Origin of the sequence: Nonomuraea cavernae (assembly GCF_040655715.1) — a bacterium.
GTDB lineage: Bacteria > Actinomycetota > Actinomycetes > Streptosporangiales > Streptosporangiaceae > Nonomuraea > Nonomuraea cavernae_A.
This window is the reverse complement of record NZ_JBFAKL010000048.1, coordinates 1-25,083: the sequence shown is the minus strand read 5'-3', so window position 1 is coordinate 25,083 and position 25,083 is coordinate 1. Positions and strand designations below refer to the sequence as shown.

At 66.4% G+C, this 25,083-nt stretch carries 17 protein-coding genes and 1 pseudogene; 6 read left to right on the top strand and 12 right to left on the bottom strand.

Translation table 11 applies throughout. The features are described from left to right. Nucleotides 1-1,023: 1,023 nt before the first annotated feature. The 3 genes from AB0I38_RS39485 to AB0I38_RS39475 all read right to left on the bottom strand — a co-directional run bounded on the left by AB0I38_RS39485 (nt 1,024) and on the right by AB0I38_RS39475 (nt 8,788). Entirely contained in the window at nt 1,024-6,831 is a 5,808-nt protein-coding gene (locus tag AB0I38_RS39485; protein WP_358495473.1) for a LamG-like jellyroll fold domain-containing protein, read from the bottom strand. Between the two features lie 673 nt (nt 6,832-7,504). Further along, the gene (locus tag AB0I38_RS39480) at nt 7,505-8,419 is read right to left on the bottom strand and encodes a hypothetical protein (protein WP_358495468.1); all 915 of its coding nucleotides are present in this window, start codon (nt 8,417-8,419) and stop codon (nt 7,505-7,507) included. 111 nt (nt 8,420-8,530) lie between these two features. Continuing rightward, a complete protein-coding gene (locus AB0I38_RS39475; protein ID WP_358495480.1) occupies nt 8,531-8,788 on the bottom strand; it encodes a hypothetical protein in 258 nt (85 codons plus the stop codon). Between AB0I38_RS39475 and AB0I38_RS39470 the strand changes: the two are divergent. Next, a pseudogene (locus tag AB0I38_RS39470) lies at nt 8,721-9,073 on the top strand (transposase family protein); the annotation flags it as partial. The gene AB0I38_RS39475 and the pseudogene AB0I38_RS39470 overlap by 68 nt on opposite strands. On the opposite strand, the gene AB0I38_RS39465 reads toward AB0I38_RS39470, so the two are convergent. The 5 genes from AB0I38_RS39465 to AB0I38_RS39445 all read right to left on the bottom strand — a co-directional run bounded on the left by AB0I38_RS39465 (nt 9,064) and on the right by AB0I38_RS39445 (nt 14,218). Further along, the gene (locus AB0I38_RS39465; protein ID WP_358495466.1) at nt 9,064-9,741 is read right to left on the bottom strand and encodes an RloB family protein; all 678 of its coding nucleotides are present in this window, start codon (nt 9,739-9,741) and stop codon (nt 9,064-9,066) included. The pseudogene AB0I38_RS39470 and the gene AB0I38_RS39465 sit on opposite strands and share 10 nt — an antisense overlap. After that, entirely contained in the window at nt 9,722-11,047 is a 1,326-nt protein-coding gene (locus AB0I38_RS39460; protein WP_358495461.1) for an AAA family ATPase, read from the bottom strand. The genes AB0I38_RS39465 and AB0I38_RS39460 overlap by 20 nt, the downstream gene beginning before the upstream one ends. Before the next feature lie 298 nt (nt 11,048-11,345). Then, on the bottom strand, nt 11,346-11,492 hold the full coding sequence (locus tag AB0I38_RS39455; protein ID WP_358495455.1) for a hypothetical protein: 147 nt from the start codon (nt 11,490-11,492) through the stop codon (nt 11,346-11,348). 47 nt (nt 11,493-11,539) lie between these two features. After that, nucleotides 11,540-12,430 carry a serine/threonine-protein kinase gene (locus tag AB0I38_RS39450; RefSeq protein ID WP_358495452.1) on the bottom strand — a complete coding sequence of 297 codons (891 nt, stop codon included), beginning with the start codon at nt 12,428-12,430 and terminating at the stop codon, nt 11,540-11,542. Nucleotides 12,431-12,469: 39 nt separating this feature from the next. Further along, nucleotides 12,470-14,218, bottom strand: coding sequence for an HsdM family class I SAM-dependent methyltransferase (locus tag AB0I38_RS39445; RefSeq protein WP_358495447.1), 1,749 nt, complete (start codon nt 14,216-14,218; stop codon nt 12,470-12,472). A 76-nt stretch (nt 14,219-14,294) separates the two neighbouring features. On the opposite strand from AB0I38_RS39445, the gene AB0I38_RS39440 reads away from it, so the two are divergent. The 4 genes from AB0I38_RS39440 to tpx all read left to right on the top strand — a co-directional run bounded on the left by AB0I38_RS39440 (nt 14,295) and on the right by tpx (nt 20,223). Beyond that, nucleotides 14,295-15,065, top strand: coding sequence for a PP2C family protein-serine/threonine phosphatase (locus tag AB0I38_RS39440; RefSeq protein ID WP_358495442.1), 771 nt, complete (start codon nt 14,295-14,297; stop codon nt 15,063-15,065). Between the two features lie 104 nt (nt 15,066-15,169). Beyond that, a complete protein-coding gene (locus tag AB0I38_RS39435; RefSeq protein ID WP_358495476.1) occupies nt 15,170-16,171 on the top strand; it encodes a CHAP domain-containing protein in 1,002 nt (333 codons plus the stop codon). 102 nt (nt 16,172-16,273) lie between these two features. Further along, nucleotides 16,274-19,546, top strand: coding sequence for a fused isobutyryl-CoA mutase/GTPase IcmF (gene icmF, locus AB0I38_RS39430; protein WP_358495438.1), 3,273 nt, complete (start codon nt 16,274-16,276; stop codon nt 19,544-19,546). A 176-nt stretch (nt 19,547-19,722) separates the two neighbouring features. Then, nucleotides 19,723-20,223 carry a thiol peroxidase gene (tpx, locus tag AB0I38_RS39425; RefSeq protein ID WP_358495433.1) on the top strand — a complete coding sequence of 167 codons (501 nt, stop codon included), beginning with the start codon at nt 19,723-19,725 and terminating at the stop codon, nt 20,221-20,223. A gap of 64 nt (nt 20,224-20,287) precedes the next feature. On the opposite strand, the gene AB0I38_RS39420 is transcribed toward tpx, so the two are convergent. Further along, nucleotides 20,288-21,088 (bottom strand): SAM-dependent methyltransferase, encoded by an 801-nt coding sequence (locus AB0I38_RS39420; protein WP_358495427.1) that lies wholly within the window; start codon nt 21,086-21,088, stop codon nt 20,288-20,290. A 136-nt stretch (nt 21,089-21,224) separates the two neighbouring features. Between AB0I38_RS39420 and AB0I38_RS39415 the strand changes: the two genes are divergently transcribed. Beyond that, a complete protein-coding gene (locus tag AB0I38_RS39415) occupies nt 21,225-21,986 on the top strand; it encodes a helical backbone metal receptor (RefSeq protein ID WP_358495422.1) in 762 nt (253 codons plus the stop codon). A gap of 4 nt (nt 21,987-21,990) precedes the next feature. Here AB0I38_RS39415 and AB0I38_RS39410 read toward each other — a convergent pair whose 3' ends face one another. The 3 genes from AB0I38_RS39410 to AB0I38_RS39400 are packed head-to-tail and all read right to left on the bottom strand — an operon-like array spanning nt 21,991 to nt 24,991. After that, nucleotides 21,991-23,187: an ROK family transcriptional regulator gene (locus tag AB0I38_RS39410; RefSeq protein ID WP_358495418.1), complete on the bottom strand. Its 1,197-nt coding sequence runs from the start codon at nt 23,185-23,187 to the stop codon at nt 21,991-21,993. Nucleotides 23,188-23,190: 3 nt separating this feature from the next. Beyond that, nucleotides 23,191-24,048 carry a carbohydrate ABC transporter permease gene (locus AB0I38_RS39405; RefSeq protein WP_358495414.1) on the bottom strand — a complete coding sequence of 286 codons (858 nt, stop codon included), beginning with the start codon at nt 24,046-24,048 and terminating at the stop codon, nt 23,191-23,193. After that, the gene (locus AB0I38_RS39400; RefSeq protein WP_358495407.1) at nt 24,041-24,991 is read right to left on the bottom strand and encodes a carbohydrate ABC transporter permease; all 951 of its coding nucleotides are present in this window, start codon (nt 24,989-24,991) and stop codon (nt 24,041-24,043) included. The genes AB0I38_RS39405 and AB0I38_RS39400 overlap by 8 nt, the downstream gene beginning before the upstream one ends. Nucleotides 24,992-25,083 lie beyond the last annotated feature (92 nt).

Here is a 25,083-nt window from a genome sequence, read left to right as displayed (position 1 = left end):
CGTGTCACTCGCCGGAGATGAACCGGACGATCAGGCGGAAATCTCCATCAGTCGAAACTGATCAGGAGGGACGACCACCTCGTGAGTCATCGAGGGTAAAGGTGAGAATCTACGACTGAAGGGTCTGATAACCCATAATGGTACATTTCCCGGTCAGTCTGCGAATCCTCCTAAGGTATTTTTGTGATCAGCACCGACCATTTGGCGCCGTGTGGAGCTTGAACTGTAAGCTCCCGAATCTTGGCCGATTTCCGTGGGTAATGATCTGCCGTTCGGGTGGTGTAGCCAGAGTTGCACCTGCGACTCATATGTAGCTTACCGGATATCTGTATAGTTAAATGCCCCTCGGGCCCTACGCAGTCAAGAGCAATTTTATAGGAGTTCTCTATCTTTATCTTCGTGTTCAAATGAGCTCGTTCCCCTGTATTGTCGACATAAAAGAAAGTCTCCTTTCCTTTGACGTGCTTTCTTAGATCAGTCAAAGGTTTGGCCCTTTTAGGGGAGAGGGGGGAAGTCCTGAAAGATTCAGGGGTCCCAGGCGTTCGATTTTTGTCTACTTGTTTCTGAGTCGAACAGCCGCACAAAAGTGCTACGGCTAGGATGGCCATAATTGTCTTGCGCATCGTGAATCATGCCTCGGAGTCGGTCGAAAGCATCTGGTTATAACACGCACAGCTTGATGCTTTGTTATTGCTTCTCGTGTTCTAGGCTGTACACTTCAGAAAGTTATCAAGCTTGCTGTGTTGTTCGTTCGGGAGTCGGCCTACGCCTGGCGTGTCGGAGTAATATGCGCACTGCCTTGTTAGTCCTTTCGGTGTTTCAAGCTCGGCCGATTCTGGTTCCATATGAATCTCGGTACGGTCGTGTGCTGGAAGGCGGTTAGGTCGAGAGTCGAGTTGTAGCGAGCGTTGAGTGATTCCAGCCAGAATTCCGGAAGGGCTCGGCGAGAGATTTTCCCGCCGAGCCATCTCCGCGCGTTCTCTGCTGGGTAGCCTATCGCCCTAGCGAATGAGCAACTGGACTCTACCAGTTCACCCATTTACTCCGAACTCGCACAACTCGCGACTCGTTATCTCCTTTTTCCCATTTCATGCGGAATGCGCCGCCTGTCAGGACCTGGATTTGACCCAGGGAGCAGAGCGTGGTCGACCCTTGCCAGCAGGTTGCCTCCAAAGCCTCAGGTTCGGCGGTTATTCTCGTCCGGAAGGCTCGTTTCCAGGTCCTGCCGTCGGCTATCGGGTCATTATTGCCGCCTCTGTCCCCTACTTCGCCGTCGGGACTGGGGCAGTCCTTGCTCTTCATTCCGGAAAAGGCTACAGAGAAGGAGGCGTTTTGGCTCGCTTCGATCCACTGGCCGGGAAACCCTCCGGACAACTCTACGCCTACCTGGCCTCCGACCTGCCACTGTGTCAGCGATTGAACGAAACACGGGGAAACAGCGAGATCGACTGACGAGTTATTGATGATGAAGTTATGTCTTTTCTTCGTGTCGGTGTCGCTAACTGTTCTTCCGTTGACCTTTTTGATTGGATTGCGGAATGCTTTGCTGGTCCAGAGGACGGCCGATGCTGCGACCTTGTCGACCTTCCACGCGGTGTTGGTAGGTCGACCATGACATCTGCTCCATTGCGCGAGGCCGGTAACCTGGTAAATCATTCCTTTAGATCGGCGACTGACTCCTGATGAAACTATGCCAGGGAGGACAGGCGATGGGCAGTCGGCAGCCGTCGCGCCCGAACGGTCCTGCCCCGCGATTCTTCCGGTGAAGTCGCCCCAACGGACTTCTTGCTTCAGTAGCTCGATCTCCTCGCTCTCATCCATGAAGTCGGACGAGTCTTCCTCTACATCGATCGGAACCTGGATGATGGTGAGGCCGCCGCATCGATCGAACACAAAAATATCGATGATGGGCTCGCTGGGCTCGACCACGCCCCTTGTCCCGATGGTCGCCTTTGTAGCACTACCCAATGGGCCTTGACCGGTGACCTCCCACGTCCGCTTGACCGTCGCCGTCACCCACACGCTGCCGTCGCTTGCTTCTCGCGGGACCACATTCTCCACAACTACGGAAGAGTTACTGCGAGTTACGCCTTCGGCATCCTGCAACTGCTTCTGCTCGGTCAACTCTGCATTTAGCAGAGAGATTATCGCCGTTGTGGACGCTTCAGGCACTACTCCCGGAGCTTCCCACACAGTTGAAGCACGGCCCTCCAGTACCGCGTCCTGTGCCTGAAAGTAGTGTTTGATAGGAGTGGCGTAGTCGTGAGCTGTGCTGGCGGTGGTCGCTTTCTTAGCCGCTGTCGGCGGTGGTGTCGCCTCCAAGATGCAGGTTGGCTCAGTGGAGGGCGGTGGCGCCGCTTTGGGCGTCACCATCTCCGACTCCCATTCGCTCGTGCCGTACGGGGTCTTCGACCTGACCTTGACGGCGTATGTCTCGCCGTTGGTCAAGCCATCGATCGCAACCCAGGGGTCGGGAACAAACAAAGATCGGACATGCTCACCGCCTTGATCACTGACTTCGACATCGTATCCACTCAGGATGGCGGTGCTGCCGGTGCTTTCAGGAAGGCCCCAGCTGGCAATCGCGCCTTGGTCGGCGGGCCTTGTCCTCAGGTTCAACACCCCACCGGGAGGACCCGGAGGCGTATAAGTAACCGCGATTGAGCCGAGTTGTGGGGAGCCCGCGGCCCCGAAGGTCACAACCTCCTCACGGTTGGAAGTGAGCATCAGCCACTGATAATTGGTGTTGGCGATATCGATCTGTGGTGCACTGATCGGCAAAGTGTAGGTGACCCTAGTGTCGATGTCCCTTGCCAGATCCGAGCTCTTGGTCTCGGAGGTAACTGCGTTCTTGAGCGGCACAGCCGTGATAACTGTGTCGCTGGGACAGGGCGTCACGGAACACGTGGGAGTGCCCAGGTTGAGAAGAGCTCGAGTGATAGCAGAACCGCCTGGAAGTTCATCCCACTTGACACCCATGACCAGCGCGGCCTTCTCCGCGCCACTACCGCCCAACTGGAGGGAAGCAGAATCTGCTACCAAGCAGGGGCCACCGTTGCAGCCCGTGGGGTCGATCTTCACAGTCTTCAGCACAAAGTTGTCCCGCCCCAGCGTGACTTGTGAGTCGTTGCCCGGTTCCTCAATCACCTCGCCATCCGCTGCTTCGAGCTGAAAGGTCATTGGAGAGGTCTTCGAGGTGCAGACTTCGTTACCAGTACCACCTGCCGCCGCCGTGACAGACCGTACCTCGGCAACGGAGGCTGCTGTGGTGGCGCTACCGAGTGGGGTGTTCATGTCGGTGGTGATTTCGGCGGCGGTTTGGGCGCGGTTGTAGATGCGGACTTCGTCGATTATGCCTTTGAAGTATTCGCCGTAGGCGGTGTCGCCGCCGATGTGGAGAGCGCCGCCGTCGTCGAGGATGGGGCCGGTGACGGGCTCTTGGCCGATCTGGGCGCCATTGAGGTAGAGCCGGGCGGTGCTGCCGTCGTAGGTGACGGCGAGGTGGCTCCAGGCGTTGTTGGTGAGTGGTGAGGTTGCGTCTACCGTGCCGGGGTCGTCGTCCTCGGTGATGAGCCAGCCTCTGGGGGTGGAGCCGTCGGAGGCGTACAGGCCGTAGGAGAGGTCGCCGTAGTCGGTGTGGTCCTTGGCGATGACGGCGCGCCAGCCGTCAAGGGCCGATGGCTTCACCCAGGCTGACAAGGTTAGCGCGGTGGTCATCCGCAGGGAGGGGGAGTGGTTGACGGTGACCCAACTGGAGGTGCCGTCGAACGACAGGCCCTTGCCGTTCTTGCCGTTCACCCAGGCGGTGCTACTGGCGGTGCCGGTGTTGGTGCCGGTCGCGTCGGTGACTGTGGTGCCGGTGCCTTCGTCCATGCCGTAGGCGGCGACCAGACCGGCCGGGGTGGGGGTAGGCGTCGGTGTGGGGGTCGGGGTCGGTGTTGGGGTGGGCGTCGGTGTGGGGGTCGGATCCGGGTCCGGGTCCGGGGTTTGTGGGATGGTGGCGCAGGCGATCATTTGCCATTTGTAGGTGGTGCCGGGTTGCACGGTGTTGGCGGGGATCTGGAAGGAGGCCCGCTCGCCGCCGTTGACCGTGCGGGTGCCGAGTGGCGCGGATGCCACCGGTGCGCCGGTGTTGTCGTAGAGGTAGTACTTGGCGGTGATGGGTCCGCCGGAGGGGCGGTTGACCATGCCGGACAGGATGGGCTGGGCGGGGTCAGCCATGCCGGTCTCGGTGTCCGACGGGAGCATGGGGGCGTCGGAGGTGATCCGGTAGGCCGGACTCTCGTTGCAGGACGGCGGGTTGACGCCGGTGCGGCAGGCCTTGACGACGAATTTGAAGCTGGCCGGGTTGTCTAGGGTGAAGACCTTGTCGAGCACCTGGCCTGACGGGATGTTGTTGTGGGTGGTGGTGGTCGGCACGCCGACCATCGTGCGGATCTCCGCCGTGGTCAGCACCCGCTGGTAGACGTGGATGTCGTCCACGGCGCCGTCAAGGGTGGCGTTGTCGCCGTCGGCCAGGCCGCGGCCGATGTGGAAGGGGCCGCGGGCGTTCCAGCTGACGGTGTGGTCGCGTTCGGCGGACAGTTCTCCGTCGACGTACAGCCGGATCTTGTGCTCTTCCGCGTCGTACTGGGCGGCCAGGTGGGTCCATTGGCCGATCTTGGCCAGGTTGGCGGACTGGACGATGGTCTCGTGGATGCGGTCCGGGATGTCCTGGTTGATCATGGACAGCAGCCAGCGCTGATCGTACTCGGGGGCGTCGGAGGTGGTGTACGACAGAGTGAAGCCTGGCCAGTTGACGCCCATCTGCGACAGGACCGCCTGGGAGGTGGTGCTGCTGTCCAGACGCACCCAGCCCGCCGCAGTGAAGCTCTGGTTGGTGTTGAGCACCGGCTGGGCGGTGGCAGCGTGCGCGCCGCCGGTCAGTTTGACGGCCTGTCCGAGCTGTCCTGAGAGGCGGCTGTGGCTGCCGGTCAGAGTGGCGTTGCGGTTGTTGCCGGAGGAGTCGGCCGCGCCGGCACCGGAGGTCTCGTCGAACTTCCAGTACGCGGCTTCGCCCGTGGGCGGTTGCGGCGCGGGCGCGGCCATGGTGGAGTCGTTGACCGTCACGGTGTAGTCCAGGCCCGTCGTCTCGGGCACGCGTGAGCTGTAGGACACCTTGACGTTGGTGCTGCGGGCGATCGCGTCGTTGCCGTCCATCGAGTCGATCGACTCGGCGCTCACCGTGGGAATCTCAGGGGGCAGGACCCAGTCCACGCTCAGCTTCGGGGCCGTGCTTCCGCCGAAGAACGCCGGCCAGAACGCGTAGCTCTCCGACACCCCCGACGGTACGGGCAGTTCTTGGGTCAGTCGCAGCAGCAGGCCGTGGTTGGGCGTGCCGGAGGCCCAGGCGCGGGTCATGTCGGTGAGGTTCCAGCTCCACACCGATCCTGCGCTGTCCGGCTGCGCGCACGGATCGATCGAGGCCCGCCCCTCACCGGTGCTTTCCGGCTGATTGGTCCAGACGGTGTCTTCTTCGTCCCAGGCTTCGGTGACGCGTTGCGCGGCCACGCCTTGGAACTCCTCGCAGTCGAACACCTCGTCCCATAGTTGCAGTTGCATGGTGGCCCGGACCACCTGCTTGCCCGTGATCGGCGTCGTGTCGAAGGTCATCAACGATCGAGCGGCGTAATCGGCTTGGACCGAGTTCGGTGTGCCACAGTTGGCCACGCACTCTCGCCAGCGCTCGGCCGCGGTCACCGTGGTCTGCTGGCCCCTGGTGTTGAAGGCGAGTTCTTTGGTCACTCCCAGTGTCGTGGTCGGGTCCACGGTGACGGGATACTGCGTGGCCGCGTCGGCGAGCCACTTCGAGTCCGGCTTCAGGACCAGGACCGTCGTGCCGTCCTTGGCCTCCACCGTGGTGCTGATCTTGGCTTGGCGGCCACGCTTGTCGGCGGTGGGCTTGTCGGCCGCCGCGTCCCACATCAACGGCGCCGGAGCCGACGCCACCTCCTTGCCCTTGCCTTTCACGGAAGACAGCGACAGCCCGCCGGACTTGGTCTTGCTCAGTTTCAGGCCGGGTGCCTGGACCGGGATGCGGAACTCCACTGGCCCGGTGGGCCGCTCGCGTAACACGATGTCGTGCCGGAAGCCGGTGGGCAGCGCCGTCACGACCAGGTCCGCCGACGGTCCCGCCGCGCCCACGTAGGTCGCCACGTTGCCCTTGATCTGAGGGCGGGGTAGTACGGTCGGCCAGGAGAGGCCGAAGGAGCGGTCCCGGTCGAAGGTCATGGTCGCGAACGGTCCGGAGCCGCCCGCCGACACTCGTACGTTGGCCTTGGCCAGCCTGGGCTTCAACACCCCGTTCTGCTCGACCAGGGACGTGTCGATCCACGCCCATGAGCCGTCACCCTGCTTGAGCTGGGCCGGACCGCCATAGGACTCGGTAATCAGATGCGCGTCCGGATAGGCCCAGGTCCGCGAGGTCTCGGTGAACGCGGCCTCGACCGCTACCGGTTTGTTGATTCTCGCCGCTTCGGCGACCGCCGCGCGTAACGGAGCGTCGGGATCGGACGGCGGGGAAAGGTGGTCACCGCAGGAGCGTTGGCGCCCCCGGTGGCTTGCGGATCGGGATCGGCGACGGCCTGCGTGATCGAGCCCGCGACCAGCAGCGATGCTGTCACCGTTAGCACCGTTGCGGCAGCGAGTCCGCGCCGGGGTTTCCGTCTGGAGCCCGGCGCGTTTCCTAACTCCTTCACAAACACCTTCAATCACAGTGAGTCGGATTGTCGGCTTGATCTTGAATCGGTTACCGTCAGTGAGCAATATGAGAAAGATCACTATGAGATCCACGCAAATCGGCGTAACGTTCCCTGTGTGGTTTGCGATATAAATGCCAAAATGACCGAATCTGGTAATGGTGAACACCTGATGGTCGAGGTGTCGTCGTGCATGCTCGCCGACGGCACAGGCCACCGGTCTCCGCGCTGAACACCCGGCCCACCATGCGGGCGTACATGCGCTCCGGGTTCGGCGCCTGGGTGAGAAAGCCGGGCAGCATCCGCAGCTCCACCGCGAACGGCTCCCGCCGGACCGCATCGGCTTGGCGCGGGCGCCAGGTCTTCCATGCGCTCGCCCGTGGCTGAGTGGGCTACTTCTCCGCATCAGCTATGGCGGCCATCGAGAGCAGGGGCGGTCAGTCGGCGGTTGGCGTGCAGACCAGATCCACCTGTCCCCCTTGGCCTTCGCGGAGACCGCGCCGGCACGCGCGTGATCTCCCCGTTAGGTGTCAGGAGGCGCTGGCTTGAGGGTGAGAACGAGTCCGCGTCGTGCATGATGCCGACGTTGCACAGCGTGCGATGTGTCCGCCCGTCCTACTGGAACACCCGGACGTTCCACCATCCCGCGTCCAGGTGCCGGCACCAACGCGTTGTACCTCTTCTGCCTGAAGGAGAACCCGTCCGCGGAACGGAGGCATGTGGCGCGGTGCGACGCCTCGGCGGCAGGCATCTGATCTCCGCCTACATCAGCGGTGCTGCTCTCCCGATCCGTCGAACAGGCCGTCCAGGGTCTGGGCGGTGACCGCACGAGTGACCCAGGTTTCCAGTTGGGTCAGGTCGGTGCAGGCGGTGATGCGGGCCCGGACGTCGTCGGGAAGCGTGAATCCACGAGTTTCCAGCAGGAGCAGCACCAGCCGGGCGGCTTCTTCGGCTTTGCCTTCGGCCTTACCTTCTGCTTTGCCTTGGGCCTGCCCTTCTTCGAGGCCGCGGCCGTAGTGTTCGCGCGCGAAGGGGCTGTAGACGGGCCAGGCGGTGGACTTCATGATCTCCTCCATGAGTCGCCGGATGTCGGGCGCGGCCATGCTGTAAGCGTATTCATAGTACTTCGGAGCGTGTTCGTCGCGGAGTTCGGTCAGTGCCATGGCGAACGCTTCGATGACCTTGCGATCACGGCCGTGAACCATGACCGACATGGCCGACAGTCCCGGCTGCTCCACGGCCTGGTGGGGGTCGGTGATGGCGGGGATGTCGTCCGGCCCCAGCACCCGGGCTTGCAGGCGGTAGCCGGTGAGGCCGGAGTCGATCGGCTTTGCGTAGTGGGTGGCAGTTCCTTGGTCGGCTGTGATGACCAGAACCGTGACGTCGCAGCCCAGCAGCAGCCAGAGGGCGGCGGCGTAGCGGGTGAACTGCCGGGGATCCTTGGCCTTGTCCTGCTGGGCCTCCACGATGATGGCGTGCGCGGGCGACTGTGGTGGCCCCATGACGAGGGTCAGGTCGGCCTCGATGTCGACCGAGTGGCGGGTGTTGAAGGTGCTGTCCTCCACCCGGATCAGGGGAGTGGCGGGCAGGTCCACCCCCATGAGGTCACGCAGGATCTCCACCGCCAGCTGCGGGCGGTCGCTGATCATCTGGATCAGGGCATCATGTCGGGGGGACGGCATGATGCTTATTGTGACACGACAATTACGTTGAGTGACATATGGTCGATGGCCGCATTGCGGAGGGTGGCCTTGACGCGTGGGGCGGTTCCGGTCCTGACGGTCCGGAGGTCGCTAACCGCTGAGCACCCGGCCCACCATCCGGGCGTACATCCGGCCCGGACTAGGTGACTTCGCCAGGAAACCGGGCAGCATCGGCAGCCCCACCGCGAACGGCTCCAGCCGCTCGTACAACGCGTCGGCGCAGACGGGCCGGGCGTCCGGCCTCTTCTCCAGCATCTCGGCCAGCAGCTTGTGACCTGACGCGGCCCGCGCCACCGGCCTCATCGTCGTGGATGTGAAGACCTTCGCCGACAAGGGATACCAGGGCACGGGCGGCACCATCCGCACGCCGTTCAACGCCACCAGCTGCGGTCACCGCTGTCACGCCACCAGCGCTCGATCAACCGCGCGCACGCTCGCATCCGCGTCTGCGGCGAACGCGCCATTGCCACCTTGAAGACCTGGAAGGTCCTGGCCTGGCTGAGCTGCTGCCCGCACCGAGCTACCCCGATCGTGCAGGCCATCCTCGTTCTGCGACTCATCGAAGAGACCGCTACTGTACTCAGGATGACAAGGGCTCAGTCGGCATCTGGCCAAGTGACTATTTACCTGTGAACCCCACTTCCCTTGTGCCGAGATGCGGGGTTCGCTGTCTCGTGCTTGGAAGATCCGTCTTCGAGAGTATCGATCAACCGGTCAACCAGTTGCCAAACGTTGGATGACGGATTCTTGAGAACTGATTCTCCGGATGGGTCGATCTTTCGTGCTCTTCGCACGGCTTCCTGCACTCCATGAGAGAAGTCGGAGAAGCGTGTACTGCCTTCACTCCATGATGGGATGATCGCTTTCAGTTTTCTTTTTGCTTCGTCCGCTGACTGGAACGGCCTTAGGCAATCTTTGTGATGCATTATCAACCACGTCTCGAAAGAAGGCGTAGACAGGCAGGCGTTGGCCGAGCTCTGTTGGATGATGGCGAGGACTTTAGTCGTCGTCACTGAATCGAGCTCGGTATCCAAAACGCACCAGATGCTGCTGTACTCGTCGCTATTCCGATGTGCGGCCTCGCGGGCGATGGATACGTGGTCAGAGCCGGGTATGTCAACGTGTATATGCGGCCCATGTCGGGTCCGCATTCCGACAAAATAGTCTCGTTCGGTTTTCCCTTCGCATAGAATCAAATAGGAAGTGCGCTCTTGGCGAGTGCCGGAATGCTTGTGATCCAAGTCCGTCTCGGTGTTTATCTTGAACGGCTTCTTTTGTGATCTAGGATTTCTGGGAGACATTCTCGGCCTCCCTGCGTGCGGTCACGGCGGCAGCAAACAAGCTGTCGCTGATAATAGGGACCGCCCCGTAACGGCCGGCTAGGTAGCGGCGTTCGCGATTCTCGTCGCGACGAGGTTTGAAGTCCGTCAGTGGGAACAATTCTGTCGCGCCGTGATCGCCCTTCTCGGTGAACCATATGGAATCCCTCTTCAGCACCTCTTCCCCCTGGATCTTGCCGAGAAGTGTTGTGTCGTGACTGCTGAACAACAGCTGGGCGCCCTCAGTATTGATAGCGGGATCATTGAAGAGCCTAATCAGCTGTGCGGTCAGAAACGGGTGGAGGCTTGAATCCAGTTCATCTGCGATCAGGACTGCCCCTCGGTCAATGGCCCTGAATACATCCACCCCGATCTCGTAAAGTGCCTGTGTCCCCAAAGACTGCTCTCGCAGCGTTAGAGGAAAGGTGCCTGCCTCGCCTCGATGCTTGAAGAGCACATCTTTTCGGCGCTCCGGAACAAATCCCTGAGGCGTTTTTTGGCGGGCAGTCCTTTCGGAGAACTCGGCGTCAGTCTCTTCGACAATTTCAGCCGACTCGATTCCGGTGTCTGCTGCCTGCAGGAGTTCTACGATGCGATTCAGTAGGCCAAGACGATCGACTGAGTCGAGCATTCTTGGTGCTATTCGAACGCTGCGGGGGTTGCGCACCGACACCCTCATGAACCAATCGTACACGGGCCTGACCAGTTCTTGTCGTGAGCGCGCCGCCACGGAAAGGAAGAGAACATTGGATTCGGTGATGTTCGCCACCTGTTTCATGGAATGCGGCGAGTGTTCTCCATAGCTGTACTCGTCGTTACGTCGATGGAACACCTCCCGCTTCTTTTTTAGCGGGTAGCTATACAGCCACTCCTCGACTACGCGCTCGTCGTTGACTGCGAATCCATAAGTGTATCTAACTCCATCAATGAGCAGATCCACCACATACAGTGATGGGTCTTCGCTGGCGGAGAAGTCCAGAGCGAAGGGGAAGCGGGTGATCCCGCTTCCTGGCTCGGATTCCCGCAAGGAGCCGCGGACGAGGTTCCTCATGTATATCAAAGCATCGAGAACGTTCGACTTTCCTGATGCATTTGCTCCGAAAATTCCGATCACTGTTACGGCGGGGTAGCCATGTGTGGATGCCGCCTCGGTGTCGTAGGTGGGAGTCAGCAACAACTGTTGCTCGTCGCGGAGTGACCTGTGGTTCGCAACGCGAAAACTCAGCAACATGGGTGATGTGATCTCTCTGTCTGCCGGGTTATAGCCGGTTCTGTACCAAAAAACCACGCGCAACGTACGCAGTCACTGTACGCGACGTCGATTGATCCTGTCTCGGCAGGTATCCCTTCCTTGACTTGGACGCAGGGTTCAAGGAGTGCTCGGATCGCATGAGTGGGAGGCCACGAGCCGGTACAGCCACTGCTCCACCTTGGCCGCATCGCATAGGTAGCGGGCGCCGTTGGGCTGCTGCATGCCTCCTTCTACATGAACAACAACACGGTCATCCCATGCTCTGCCGCAAGGCCGGGCCGCGCCCCAACCACCGAGGTCCGCGGGAACATCACAGGCCACCAGGCCCGCTCCATCATCGCCGGCCAGTTGTAGAACAACAGCCCATCCGGTGCCGCACGAAATTCGGATGGTGCTCGCCGACATCGATGCTGTTCCAGCTGATCGACAGCTCATCGAGCTTCCAGTGGCAGATCTCCACCTGGACACCGTCGAAGTCCAAGACGATGAGAGTTCACGCTCGCCAGGATCCGCAGGGCCCGGAGGTCGCTAACCGCTCAGGACCCGGCCCACCATGCGGGCGTACATCCGGCCTGGGCTGGGCGACTTCGCCAGAAAACCGGGCAGCATCGGCAGTCCCACCGCGAACGGCTCCAGCCGCTCGTACAGCGCGTCGGCACCGGCCGGCCGGTCGCCCGGCTTCTTCTCCAGCAGCTCGGCCAGCAGTACGCCCAGCCCACCGGGCAGCCCGGGGATGCCGGGCGGGCGCTGCTTGACCTGCTTCTCGAACACCACGTAGTCGGTGGGGCCGGTGAACAGCTGGCACCCGGTCAGCATCTCGTGCAGCACGCAGCCCAGTGAATAAAGGTCGCTGCGCGGCTCCGCGACGCCGTGCTGGATCTGCTCAGGAGCCATGTACGCGGGCGTGCCGAGGATCTGGCCGATCCTGGTGAACGTGGTGACGTCGGCGTCACGCAGCATGGCCAGGCCGAAGTCGAGCACCTTGACGCTGCCGTCGGGGCAGAGCATGAGGTTGGTCGGCTTGAGGTCGCGATGGCAGATGGACAGCGCGTGCGCGGCGGACAGCACGGCGCACGCCTGGGCGGCGATGGCCGCGGCCCACGAGACCGGCAGCGGCCCGTGCTCGCTCACCACGTCGGCCACCGTGACGCCCTCGATGAACTGCATCACCTGGTAGAGCCGTTGCTCGTGGGTGCCGAAGTCGTACAGCACGGGAGCGCCCGGATGCTCCAGCCGGGCCAGGATGCGTGCCTCGCGGATGAACCGGCGTGCCAACTCCTCGTCGGGCCCGCTGGGCAACCGGAGGAGCTTCACCGCCACCCGGCGGTCGAGATGGCGGTCGTGGCCCGCGTAGACGGCTCCCATGCCGCCCTGTCCGAGAGGGAGGTCGTCGAGCACATAGCGGTCGCCGATGACCATACGCCCTCCCGCCCCCCTTATCGCGAAAAACCTACACCGTCAGGACTGGGGATGCAGGTGACCGTCGGTCAGCCCGTCGAGACCGAGCCGGATCAGCGTCTGGCCGAGCGCGGAGGTCTCGCGCAGGGCGTCCTCCAGCACGGCCAGTTGCCGGAACGCCTCGCCGTAGGCGGTCTGGTCGGCGAGCGAGAGCCGGGGCAGGCGGGTGCGCCGCGCGTCGAAGCGGCTGGAGCCGGTGGTCGCCCGCCCGCCGGCGGCGCGCAGGAAACCGGCCAGGAAGTCGGGGTCGAGCCGGCGCGCGTCGACCCGGTAGAGGGTCAGGTGCGGGCCGAGTACGAAGCCGCCCGCGGTCATGACCCGCACGCTGGAGTAGGACGCCACCACGTCGCCCGGCCGCACCTCGACGAGGCCGTGCTGGGGACCCGCGCGGCCCGAAGGAGCCGTGCCGTGGGTGATGTCGTCGGCGGTCAGCACCGCGACGTCGCCGCCGTCGGCCGCCATCTTGGGCGGCGCCTGCACCGCGGTCACCAGGCCCTCCTTGATCAGGTCGCCGACCGTGGTGACCGGCTGGTCGAGCGGCTGGTCGAGCACCTTGAGGTCGGGCGGCGTGGCGGCGGCGGCCAGGAAGAGGTCGCGGGTCTCGGTGAAGGCCCGGCCCAGGTCGTCGCGGCGCTGGTGGCGGGCCGGGGTCATGTCGACCTCGTCGGCCAGCAGGTCGATGATGCGTACGGTCTGGTCGGAACGGTCCTCCAGGTAGGCCCGCCAGGCCGGCTCGACCGCCGACTGGTCGGCGGTCGCGTCGAGGATGAGCACGTCGGACGGTGGCCGCTCGCCGGCGGCCGGGCGGCGCAGCAGCCACAGGTCGCTGCCCGGCAGCGCGACCACGGCGCGCAGGGCGCCGGCCCGTAGCAGGTTGGCCCGGATGCGCCTGCCCGCCTTGCGGCTCGCGGCGGCGGGCGGCATGAGCACCGCGACGAGGCCGCGCGGCCTGACGTGGGTGAGGCAGTGCTGGACCCAGGCCAGCTCGGGCTCGCCTCGTGGCGGCAGGCCGTACTCCCAGCGCGGGTCGCCGGTCAGCTCCTCGTAGCCCCAGGAGCGCTCGTTGAACGGCGGATCGCACACGACGGCGTCGGCCTTCTCGCCGGCGAAGGCGTCGTGGCGGATCGAGTCGCCCGCCTCCACCCGCGCCTCGACGCCGCGCAGCCGCAGCCGGGCCGCGGTGATGCGGGCGGAGGTGCCGCTGAGGTCCTGGCCCAGGACCATGGGTGCCCGGGGCGCCAGCAGCAGCGTGCCGACGCCGCAGGCGGGGTCGAGCACCGTGCCGCCGTCGGTGTGGACCAGCCTGACCATGAGGTCGGCGGTCTCCTCGCGGGTGACCGAGAGTTGCCGGGAGTGGGCCTCGAGGTAGCGCTCGATGAGGAACTCGTACGCGGTGAGCGGGTCGTGCCGCTCGGCCAGCTCGAAGACCAGCCCGGCGAGCTCGGGGTCGAGCTCGCTGTGTCCCTTGGTCAGCAGCACCCCGGCTTGGGCCACCAGCTCGCCCAGCCGCAAATCACCGGCGGCTCTCAGGCGTTGCCACACCCGATCTCCCAGGGAGACCTGGTAGGACTTCCCATAGCGTCGCAGCCAGGACTCGATCTGCGGCAGCGAGAAGAGGGGTTGATTGGCGGTGCCGCCGACGGGCAGCGGGAAGTCGTCGTGGCGGCGGCGCCAGTTGCTCACCGCCGCTCGCCCGACCCCTGCGAGCCGGGCGATGTCCCCGGCGTTCACAGTCGGGTCATGGCTCATGAAGGCCACAGTAGTTCACAAGAGTCTTCAGCGCATCTGCTTGTGAAGTCTTTCAACCAGTGATTTACTGCGGGGTATGAAGCAGAACATCCGCTATGCCGCCGGATCTGATGTGGGCCGTCGCAGGGAGCAGAACGAGGATTCCGGCTATGCGAGCAACCGGCTGCTCGTGGTCGCCGACGGGATGGGCGGGCACGCGGCCGGCGAGCTGGCGAGTTCGGCGGCCATCGCCGTCATGCGCGAGCTGGATGCCACGCTTCCCGAGACGGGCGTCGACCTGGGGGCCGCGCTCGACGGCGCGGTGCACGAGGCGGCGCGCCGGCTGGTCGAGTTGGCCGACATCGACCCGGCGCGCAGGGGGATGGGGACCACGGTGACCGCCATGCTGTGGGACGGATACCGGTTCGCCCTGGCTCATCTCGGTGACTCCCGCGGATACCTGCTTCGCGATGGTGCGCTTTACCAGATGACCAAGGATCACACACTTGTGCAGTCGATGGTGGACGAAGGACGGATAACTGAGGATCAGGCCGCTGTGCACCCCCGGCGCTCGATGGTGCTCCGGGTGCTGGGCAGCGAGGGCCGCGCCGAGCCCGACCTGGCGCTGCGCGAGGCCGAGCCCGACGACCGCTATCTCCTGTGCTCCGACGGGCTGACGACAGTCCTCGGGCCCGAAATCCTGCACGAGGTGCTGACCACGTTCGCCGACCCGGCAGCGGCCGTGCAGCGGCTGATCGACCTGGCCAACGAGGGCGGCTCGCCCGACAACGTGACCGTGATCGTGGCCGACGTGGTGGCGCCGGGCGGCGGCGACCAGGAGGTCTACCGGGTGGGGGCCGGCACGTAGGGGCCGGCACGTAGGGTCCCTGCTGTCACTTTCGCCACACAGCCACTGTTTCCTCTCATGGTTAGCCACTTTCGGGGTGTTCGGCGCGAGATCGTAGGTCGGCTATTACAGTCCAACGTGATCTGCCGGATTTTCTGGGAGGAGTCACCCTGGACCCGATCGCGGAAGATCTGCTGAAAGCGGTACGCCAGGAGATCGGCTACCGGGAGAAGGGCGGCCAGCACACCAAGTTCGGCAACTGGTACGCCGACCGTGTCCAGGATTCCCAGTACCGCAACGCCCCCTGGTGCGACATGTTCATCGCCTGGGCGGCGGAGAAGGCCGGGGTCGCCGACTACGTCGGCCAGTTCGCGTGGACCCCTTCCCACGCCGCCTGGTTCATCCAGAAGGGCGCCTGGACCGCCAAGCCGGAGCCGGGTGCCTTGGTCTTCTTCGACTGGAAGGGCGGCAAGAGCTACAAGGGCATCGACCACGTGGGCATCGTGGAGCGCGTCTCCGGTGACAAGATCCACACGATCGAGGCGAACGTCGACCGCGTCTGGCTCAAGCGCAAGACCCGCGAGACGGACAAGGTCGTCGGCTACGGGTTACCCCGGGTGGTCAAGGAGCGCCTCACCCAGACTGAGATCCGGGCCACCGAGCAGCCGTTCGTCGCCGTGCCGCGCGTGGAGGCGCCGCAGGGGTCGCCGTTCGACATCCTGGGCACGCCGCAGGCGCTGCTGGCCGTGATGGTGCTGACCACCGTCGTGCTCTCCTTACGCCGCGCGGGTCACCGCCGTGGCACCCGCCGCGTCGCTCACCGCCGTTTCCGCTGGCCGTGGAACGCGCCAGGCACGCCACCCGCCAGGCCCCCCGGCCGGCTCAGGCCCCCCGGCCCGGCAGGGCCCGCCAGGCCCGCCGACCCGTTCCTGACCGCCGACCCGTTCCTGACCACCGGGCGGGGCGAGCCCGCCGGTCCGTCTCCGTCCGCGCCCGTACGCCATCCCGATCCGGCGCTCACCGGCCGCCCGGAGGGCGGTAGGAGCCGCGTCCCCGCGGGCGTGGGTCACGGGGGTGAGCGCCGTCCGACGGCGACGAGACGCCGGCCGTACGAGCCGAAGGGCTGACCGCCGCACGCATGTTCCCCTCGTGACGGGCAGAGGGCTTGGGAAATAGTAGGACGTCCTAGTATCTTCGGAGTGAGGCCCCTCACAAAGGAGTGATCAGGCGTGCACGTTCCGGCCCACCCTGTCCGTTTCGTGACGGCAGCGGCCCTGTTCGACGGTCACGATGCGGCGATCAACATCATGCGCCGCATCCTTCAGTCGCAGGGTGCCGAGGTCATCCACCTCGGGCACAACAGATCGGTGGACGAGATCGTCACCGCCGCCATCCAGGAGGACGTCCAGGGCGTGGCGATCAGCTCCTACCAGGGCGGTCACGTGGAGTTCTTCTCCTACCTGGTCGAGCTGCTGCGCGAACGCGGCGCGGGTCACATCAAGGTGTACGGCGGTGGCGGCGGCGTCATCGTGCGCGAGGAGATCGATCTGCTCCACTCCCGCGGCGTCACCCGCATCTTCTCGCCCGAGGACGGCCAGCGGCTCGGCCTGCCCGGGATGATCAACAAGCTGATCGAGGAGTGCGACGTCGAGCTGAACGGCGCCCCCTCGGCCGAGGCCGTGCTCTCGGGCGACCAGGCGGCGCTGGCCAGGGCGATCACCCTGATCGAGGCCGGCCGCGCGCCGGACGGGCTGGTCGAGGGCCTGCGCTCGGCCGGGCGTCAGGCCCCCGTGCTCGGCATCACGGGCACCGGCGGGTCGGGCAAGTCGTCCCTCACCGACGAGCTGGTCCGCCGGCTGCGGATGGACAACGACGACAAGCTGCGCATCGCGATCATCGCCATCGACCCCACCCGCAGGCGCGGCGGCGGCGCCCTGCTCGGTGACCGCATCCGGATGAACAGCCTGGGCCCGCAGACCTACTTCCGCTCCCTGGCCACCAGGAGCGCCCCCAACGAGGTGCCCGCCTGCCTCGACGACGTGATCGCCGCCTGCCGCGCCGCCGGCCACGACCTGGTCGTGGTCGAGACCCCCGGCATCGGCCAGGGCGACGCCGGGATCGTGCCGCACGTCGACGTGCCCATCTACGTCATGACCCCCGAGTTCGGCGCGGCCTCCCAGCTGGAGAAGATCGACATGCTCGACTTCGCCGAGGCCGTAGTGATCAACAAGTACGAGCGGCGCGGCGCCGAGGACGCCCGGCGCGACGTGAGCCGCCAGCTGGTGCGCAACCGCGAGGCGTTCGGCGTCCCGCCGGACGAGATGCCGGTGTTCGGCACGATCGCCTCCCGCTACAGCGACGCCGGGGTCACGGCCCTCTACCACCACCTCAAGGGCCTGCTCGTGGACAAGGGCATGCCGGCCGGCTCCGGCCTGCTCGCGCCGGTGCGCGGTCGCACCTCCCTGGCGTCCGCCGCGACCGTCCCGCCCGCGCGCGCCCGCTACCTGGCCGAGATCGCCGACACGGTACGCGGCTACCACGCCGAGACGGACGCCCAGGCCGAGGTGGCCCGCCGCCGCCGGCAGCTCACCGCCGTCCGCGACCTCCTCGCCACCGGCACGCCCGGCACGGCCGCCGAAACAGGTACGGCCACCGAAGCCGCCGAAACCGGAGCGGTGGACGCGACGGGCGCCAGGCTGGCCGGGCTCCTGGAACGAGCCGAGGGCGAGCTGAGCGACGAGAGCCGGGCGCTGCTCGACTCCTGGCCCGCCACCCGCGCCGAATACACCGCCGACGAGCTGGTCGTACGGGTGCGCGACCGCGAGCTGCACACGCCGCTCTGGCGCGAGACGCTGTCCGGCAACCGCGTCCCCCGCGTGGCACTGCCCCGCTACACCGACGACGGCGAGCTGCTCAGGTTCCTGCGCCGCGAGAACCTGCCGGGCAGGTTCCCGTTCACCGCGGGCGTCTTCCCGTTCAAGCGTGACGACGAGGACCCGACCCGGATGTTCGCCGGCGAGGGCGACCCGTTCCGCACCAACCGGCGCTTCAAGCTGCTCTCCGAGGGGCAGCCCGCGACCCGGCTGTCCACGGCGTTCGACTCGGTGACGCTCTACGGGCACGACCCCGACCCGCGGCCCGACATCTACGGCAAGGTCGGCACGTCGGGGGTCTCCATCGCCACGCTCGACGACATGAAGGTGCTCTACGGCGGGTTCGACCTGTCCGCGCCCAGCACGTCCGTCTCGATGACGATCAACGGCCCCGCCCCGACGATCCTGGCCTTCTTCCTCAACGCCGCCCTCGACCAGGCGCGCGACGCCTTCCGGGCGGAGCACGGGCGCGAGCCGCATGAGCAGGAGGAGCGGGAGCTGCGGGCGCGGACGCTCGCCACCGTCAGGGGCACGGTGCAGGCGGACATCCTCAAGGAGGACCAGGGCCAGAACACCTGCATCTTCTCCACGGAGTTCTCGCTGCGGATGATGGCCGACATCCAGGAGTGGTTCATCGCCAACGGCGTGCGCAACTTCTACTCGGTCTCGATCTCCGGCTATCACATCGCCGAGGCGGGGGCCAACCCCATCAGCCAGCTCGCGTTCACGCTGGCCAACGGCTTCACCTACGTCGAGGCGTACCTGGCGCGCGGCATGCGGATCGACGACTTCGCGCCCAACCTGTCGTTCTTCTTCTCCAACGGCATGGACCCCGAATACAGCGTGCTCGGGCGCGTGGCCCGCCGCATCTGGGCGGTCGCGATGCGCGAGAGGTACGGCGCCGCCGAGCGTTCGCAGAAGCTCAAGTACCACATCCAGACCTCGGGCCGGTCGCTGCACGCCCAGGAGATGGACTTCAACGACATCCGCACCACCCTGCAGGCCCTGATCGCCGTCTACGACAACTGCAACAGCCTGCACACCAACGCGTTCGACGAGGCGGTGACCACGCCGTCGGCCGAGTCGGTGCGCAGGGCGATGGCCATTCAGCTGATCATCAACCGCGAGTGGGGCCTGGCCCGCAACGAGAACCCGCTGCAGGGCTCGTTCATCATCGACGAGCTGACCGACCTGGTGGAGGAGGCGGTGCTGCGGGAGTTCGAGCGGCTGTCCGACCGGGGCGGCGTGCTGGGCGCCATGGAGACGGGCTACCAGCGCGGCCGGATCCAGGACGAGTCGATGCTGTACGAGACCCGCAAGCACGACGGCTCGCTGCCGATCATCGGGGTCAACACGTTTCGCAACCCGCGCGGCGACGAGCCGCACCCGCAGAAGCTGGAGCTGGCCCGGGGCACCGAGGAGGAGAAGCAGTCGCAGCTCGACCGGCTGCACGCCTTCCACGAGCGCAACCGGGCCGAGGTGCCCGCCGCGCTGGCCCGGCTGCGCGAGGCGGCGATGTCCGACGGCAACGCCTTCGAGGTGCTGATGGACGCCGCCCGGTTCTGCTCGCTCGGCCAGATCACCGACGCGCTGTTCGAGGCGGGCGGCCAGTACCGGCGCAACGTCTGACGCCGGCACCGGCCGGTACCGGCGCGACGTTTGACGCAGGTCGGCCGGTACCGGCGTGACGTCCGCCGGTCGGCCCGTGTGGGTCGCTGTGGTGCAAGCCGGTCGGCCCGCGTGGGTCGCTGTGGTGCCCGCCGATAGGATCAAGATCGGGGGCATCACTGCTATCAGGAGGTTTCATGTCTGACGTCACGTTCAAGGGCAGCCCGATCACCGTGGGCGGCGCCTTCCCACAGCCGGGGGCCGCGGCGCCCGACTTCCGTCTGGTGGGCGGTGACCTCGGCGAGGTCTCGCTGGCCGACTACGGCACCTCCACCAAGGTGCTGAACATCTTCCCGAGCGTCGACACGGGTGTCTGCGCCGCGTCGGTCCGCCGGTTCAACGAGGTGGCCGCCGACCACCCCGACGCCGTCGTGCTGTGCGTCTCGGCCGACCTGCCGTTCGCGCAGAAGCGCTTCTGCGGCGCCGAGGGGGTCGACAACGTGGTCATGCTCTCGATGATGCGCGGGCGCGAGTTCCTCACCGACTACGGCGTCGCGCAGGAGTCGGGGCCGCTGGCCGGGCTCGCCGCCCGCGCGGTCGTGGTGCTCGACGGCGACAACAAGGTGATCTATTCGGAGCTGGTGCCGGAGATCACCCAGGAGCCCGACTACGATGGCGCGCTGGCCGCGCTCAAGTAGTCACCGGGAGCCGCGCGGTGAGGGCCGGGATCCGTCATGGACCCCGGCCCCCGGCGCTCGGGCGTCAGGGCTTGCGGCCCATCCCGCACAGAATGAGCGACGACTCGGGGGAGTCGGTGAAGTCGATCGTGTCGGCCGGAGCGGGCCGCCACTGCGGCAGCCACACCAGGCCCGGCTCGTCCAGGTCCCACCCCTCGAACAGGGCCGCGACGTGCTCGCGGCCGCGCGGGCTCAGGGGAGAGGTCGTGCGCCGGAAGACCTCGACGCTCTTCGCGACGGCGGCGGCGCGGGCGTCTCCGGTGAAGTGGGAGATGACCAGCCGGCTGCCGGGGGCCATCGCCTCGCGGAGCGTCGCGAGGATCCGGCCGGGATCGTCGGCGTCGCTGACGAAGTGCATGACCGCGAGGAGTAGCACCGCGACGGGCCTGCTGAAGTCGAGGGTGCGCAGCACCTCGGGGTTGCGCAGGATGTCGAGAGGTTTGCACAGGTCGCCGTAGACCACGGCGGTGCCCTCACCGGCCAGCATCGCCCGGGCGTGCACCAGGACGACCGGATCGTGGTCGACGTAGACCACGCGTGCTCCGGGGGTGACCTCACGGGCCAGCTCGTGCACGTTGCGCCGCGTGGGCAGACCGGTGCCGAGATCGAGAAACTGCGTCACGCCGGCCCTGGCCAGCTCGTGCACGGCACGTTCCAGAAACGCGCGGTTGGCCCGTGCGGCGGCGCGCGACTCGGGCGCCACCCTGAGGATCTGCTCCGCCGCCTCACGGTCGGCGGGGAAGTGGTCCTTGCCTCCGAGGAGGTAGTCGTAGAGCCGGGCGACGTTGGGAGTGTGGGGATCGAAGCCCGGCGGTTCGCGCTCCAACCGGCAGCCCCCCGATCAGAAGTCCACGATCTTTGTCTGGGAGTCTACCGATGGGTCAGGCCGGCTGTGGAGGTGCTTCGGCACACTGGAATCATTCCGGTCGGGCCGCCGACGGTGGCCGGAGCAGGGGGCCGGCGTGAAGGACGACACGGGAGCCGCGGTGCGGGTGCCCGCCGAGGTGCGCCGGATCGTGTCGCTGGTGCCCTCGCTGACCGAGTCGGTGGCGGCGACCGCGCCGGAGACGCTCGTGGGCGCCACCGACTGGTGCGCCCATCCCGCGGGCCTCGACGTCACCCGGGTGCGGGGCACCAAGAACCCCGACCTGGAGACGATCAGGGCGCTGCGCCCCGACGTGGTCCTCGCCAACGCCGAGGAGAACCGCGAACCCGACATTTCGGCGCTCCGCCAGGCCGGACTGGCCGTCTGGGTGACCCGGATCGAGACGCTGGACGAGGCGTTCACCTCGCTCGACCGGATGTTCCGCCTCGCCTGCCGCGCGGACCGGCCCGGCTGGCTCGACCTGGCCGAGGAGGCCTGGCGCGAGCCGATGCGGGGGCCCCGGCGCACGGCGGTCATCCCGATCTGGCGGCGGCCGTGGATGGTGGTGGGGCGCGACACGTTCACCGGCGACGTGCTGAGACGGCTGGGCGTGGACAACCTCTACGCGGATCACCCGGAGCGCTATCCCAAGGTACCGCTGCCCGAGCTGGTCGATCGGGCTCCCGACCTGGTGGTGCTGCCGGACGAGCCGTACGCCTTCGCCGCCGACGACGGGCCTGAGGCGTTTCCCGGCCTCGACTGCGTCCTGGTCAGCGGGCGCGACCTGACCTGGTACGGACCGTCGCTCGTCGCCGCGCGCGGCCGGCTGGCGGCCTGCCTCGCCGCTGAAGCCCGCTAAGCCGCTAAAGCCCGGCCGTGCCGGTCACACCGGTCTTCGGCCGGCCCCTGGGCGGATCGGAGTCGGCGGCCAGGGCGGCGTCGACGGTGGCCGGGCTGAGCACGTGCTCCATGACGATCACCGCGGTGCCCACGATCCCCGCGCGGTCGCCCAGCGAACTGGTCGCGATCTCCAGGTTGCGCGTGGTGTACGGCAGGCTGCGCCGGTAGACGCTCTCCCGGATGCCCGTCAGATAGTGCTCACCGGTCTCGGCCATGTCGCCGGCGAGCACCAGGACACCGGGGTTGAGCAGGCTGACCGCGGTGGCCAGCACGATGCCCAGCGTACGGCCCGCCTCCTGGGTGCGGGCGATGGCCGTGGGGTCGCCCGCCTGGACGAGGCGCACCACGTCGCGGCTGGTCTGGCCGCCCACGTCGACGGCGACCGCGTGGCCGCTGGCCAGGGAGGCGACGCAGCCACGCGAGCCGCAGGTGCAGACCCGGTCGTCGGTCTCGCGCAGCCGTACGTGGCCGATGCTGCCCGCCGCGCCCTCCACCCCCCGGTAGACCTCCCCGTTGAGGATGACCCCCGTGCCGATGCCGGTGGACACCTTGACCAGGACCAGCGCCCGGGTCTCGCGCCAGGTCGACCACCACTCGCCGAGCGCCATCGCGTTGGCGTCGTTCTCGACCAGGATCGGCACGTCGAAGTCGGCGCCCAGGACCTCGCGGATCGGGTGGTCGTCCCAGCCGGGCATCAGGAACGACCGGACCACCCGGCCCGAGGTGTGGTCGACCGAGCCGGGCAGGTCGACGCCGATGCCGCACACCCGGTCGCGGGGGTGTCCGGTGCGGTCGAGCAGCCGCTGGAACGCCTGGCGCACCCAGGACAGGACCGCCTCCGGGCCGCGGTCGATGCGCATCTCGGTGTGCTCCTCGGCCAGCGGCCGGGCGGCGAGGTCGGTCAGCGCGACGTGGGCGTGGCCCGCGCCCAGGTCGGCCACGAGCACCAGGCGGCTGGTGGCGTCGATGTCGAGCACCGAGGGCGGCCGTCCGCCCCCGGAGCTCGCCACGCCCGGCTCGTGGATGTAGCCGGCCTCGATCAGCCGGTCGACCCGGTCGGTGATCGTCGATCGGGACAGGCCGGTCACCTCAATGAGTTCCTTGCGGGTGCGGCAGGAGCCGTCGCGGATCAACTGGAGGATCTGCCCTGCCGTCAGCATGGTCTATCCCTTCTCCGCTCCAGCCGTGAGGCCCTCCGTCAGCAGACGTTCGCCGGCGAAGAACACGATCACGATGGGCAGTGTCAGAACCACCGATCCTGCCATGAGAACGGTGGTCGGGATCTCGATACTGCCTGCCAGCTGGGAGAGTCCCAGGGAGACCGTCCAACTGTCCCGCCTCTCGACGAGGAACAGGAGGGCGAACAGGAACTCGTTCCAGGCGATCATGAACGCGTAGAGGCCGGTGGCCATCAGCGCGGGCTTGGACAGCGGCAGCACGACTCGCCAGATGGTGGACAGGCGCGTGCAACCGTCGATCGCGGCCGCTTCTTCCACGCTCTGCGGCACGGTCTCGAAGTAGTTGCGCAGCATGTATACGGTGACGGGTACCGTCTGCGCGATGTAGACCAGGATCAATCCCACCAGAGAGCCACGTAGCCCCATCATCGTGAAGAGCACGAACAGGGGGATGGCCAGCACGATCGCCGGGAACAGGTAGACGGCCAGGAACAGGAAGTGCACCTGCCGCCGCCCGAAGAACCGCAGCCTGGCCACCGCGTACGCCCCCGGGATGGAGATCAGCAGCGTGGCCGCCACGGTCACGACCGCGACGATCGCGCTGTTGCGCATGAAGGTCAGGAAGCCCTGCGCGCCGAGCACGTTCGCGTACGTGTCGAGGGTGAAGGACTCTGGCCACAACGAGCCCGGATCCAGGATCAGCTCCTGGATGTCGCGGACCGACAGCATCACCATGTAGAGGAACGGGAACGCGGTGATCGCGAAGAGGAAGGCGATCACCAGCGGTTTCAGCCCGCGCAGCAGCGCCCGTTCGAACCTGTCCCGGCTCATGCCCCTAGTCACGTTCGCCTCCCCCGAAGAACCTGAGATAGACGATCAGGAAGCCCACCAGCACGACCGCGAGCACGATGGCCTGGGCGGCCGAGGCGCCGATGTCGTCGCGCGCGGTGAGGAACTCGTAGACGCGCACGCTGATCACCTCGGTGCCCGCTCCGCCGCCGGTCAGCAGGTAGACGTCGTCGAACTTGGTGAACGTGAAGACGAACCTGAGCACCGACAGCAGCGCGATGATCCGCCAGAGCTGCGGCATGATCACGTACCTGAACCGCTGCGTCGGCGTCGCCCCGTCCACCACGGCCGCCTCGTCCAGCTCGGCGGGCAGCGCCTGCAACCGGGCCAGGATGAACAGGAAGGCGAACGGGAAGTAGCGCCACGCCTCGAACGCGATCACGGTGAGCAGCGCCACCGGCACCTCGACGCCGAGGAACGTGCCCTTGGCCTGGCTGAGGAAGGCGATCGGCTGGTCGAGCCAGGTGTTCACGATGCCGTACTGCGGGTTCAGCATCGTCTCCCACAGGAACGTCACGGCCACCACCGGCGCCACGTACGGGATCAGGATCGAGGCCCTGACCAGGGTCCGGCCCCTGAACCTGTCGCGCAGCGCGAGCGCGGTCACCAGCCCGATCACGATCGACAGCGCCGTGCCCGCCACCGTGTAGACCAGCGTGTTGACCAGGGCCGACCAGAACCCCGGCTCGGACATCACGTACGAGAAGTTCTCCAGGGTGTAGTGGCCGAAGACGCCTGCCCGGCGGATGTTGATCAGCCGCACGTCCTGGAAGGCCAGCATGATCGCCCAGGCCAGTGGCAGCACCACCACGACCAGCGTGATGATCAGCGTCGGCGAGATCAGCGCCAGGCCGGCCCGGCCCTCCTGCTCCCGGAGCGTCCGCCCCCGGGGGACCGGCGCCCGGGTGCGGCGGCGTTCGTCGAGGTCCGCCGTCACCAAGCACCTACAGCGTGGATGCGCCGTCCTTCAGGGCGGGGAGGAAACGCGGTACGGTCGGGCACTTGTGTCTCCCGTTTGTGTCGGTGGTG

Coding starts and splice junctions, on each gene's coding strand:
- AB0I38_RS39445 (WP_358495447.1), bottom strand. CDS start 14,218: ATGAGCCATGACCCGACTGTGAACGCCGGGGACATCGCCCGGCTCGCA.
- AB0I38_RS39450 (WP_358495452.1), bottom strand. CDS start 12,430: ATGGTCATCGGCGACCGCTATGTGCTCGACGACCTCCCTCTCGGACAG.
- AB0I38_RS39465 (WP_358495466.1), bottom strand. CDS start 9,741: ATGTCTCCCAGAAATCCTAGATCACAAAAGAAGCCGTTCAAGATAAAC.
- tpx (WP_358495433.1), top strand. CDS start 19,723: ATGTCTGACGTCACGTTCAAGGGCAGCCCGATCACCGTGGGCGGCGCC.
- AB0I38_RS39440 (WP_358495442.1), top strand. CDS start 14,295: ATGAAGCAGAACATCCGCTATGCCGCCGGATCTGATGTGGGCCGTCGC.
- AB0I38_RS39410 (WP_358495418.1), bottom strand. CDS start 23,187: ATGCTGACGGCAGGGCAGATCCTCCAGTTGATCCGCGACGGCTCCTGC.
- AB0I38_RS39480 (WP_358495468.1), bottom strand. CDS start 8,419: ATGCCGTCCCCCCGACATGATGCCCTGATCCAGATGATCAGCGACCGC.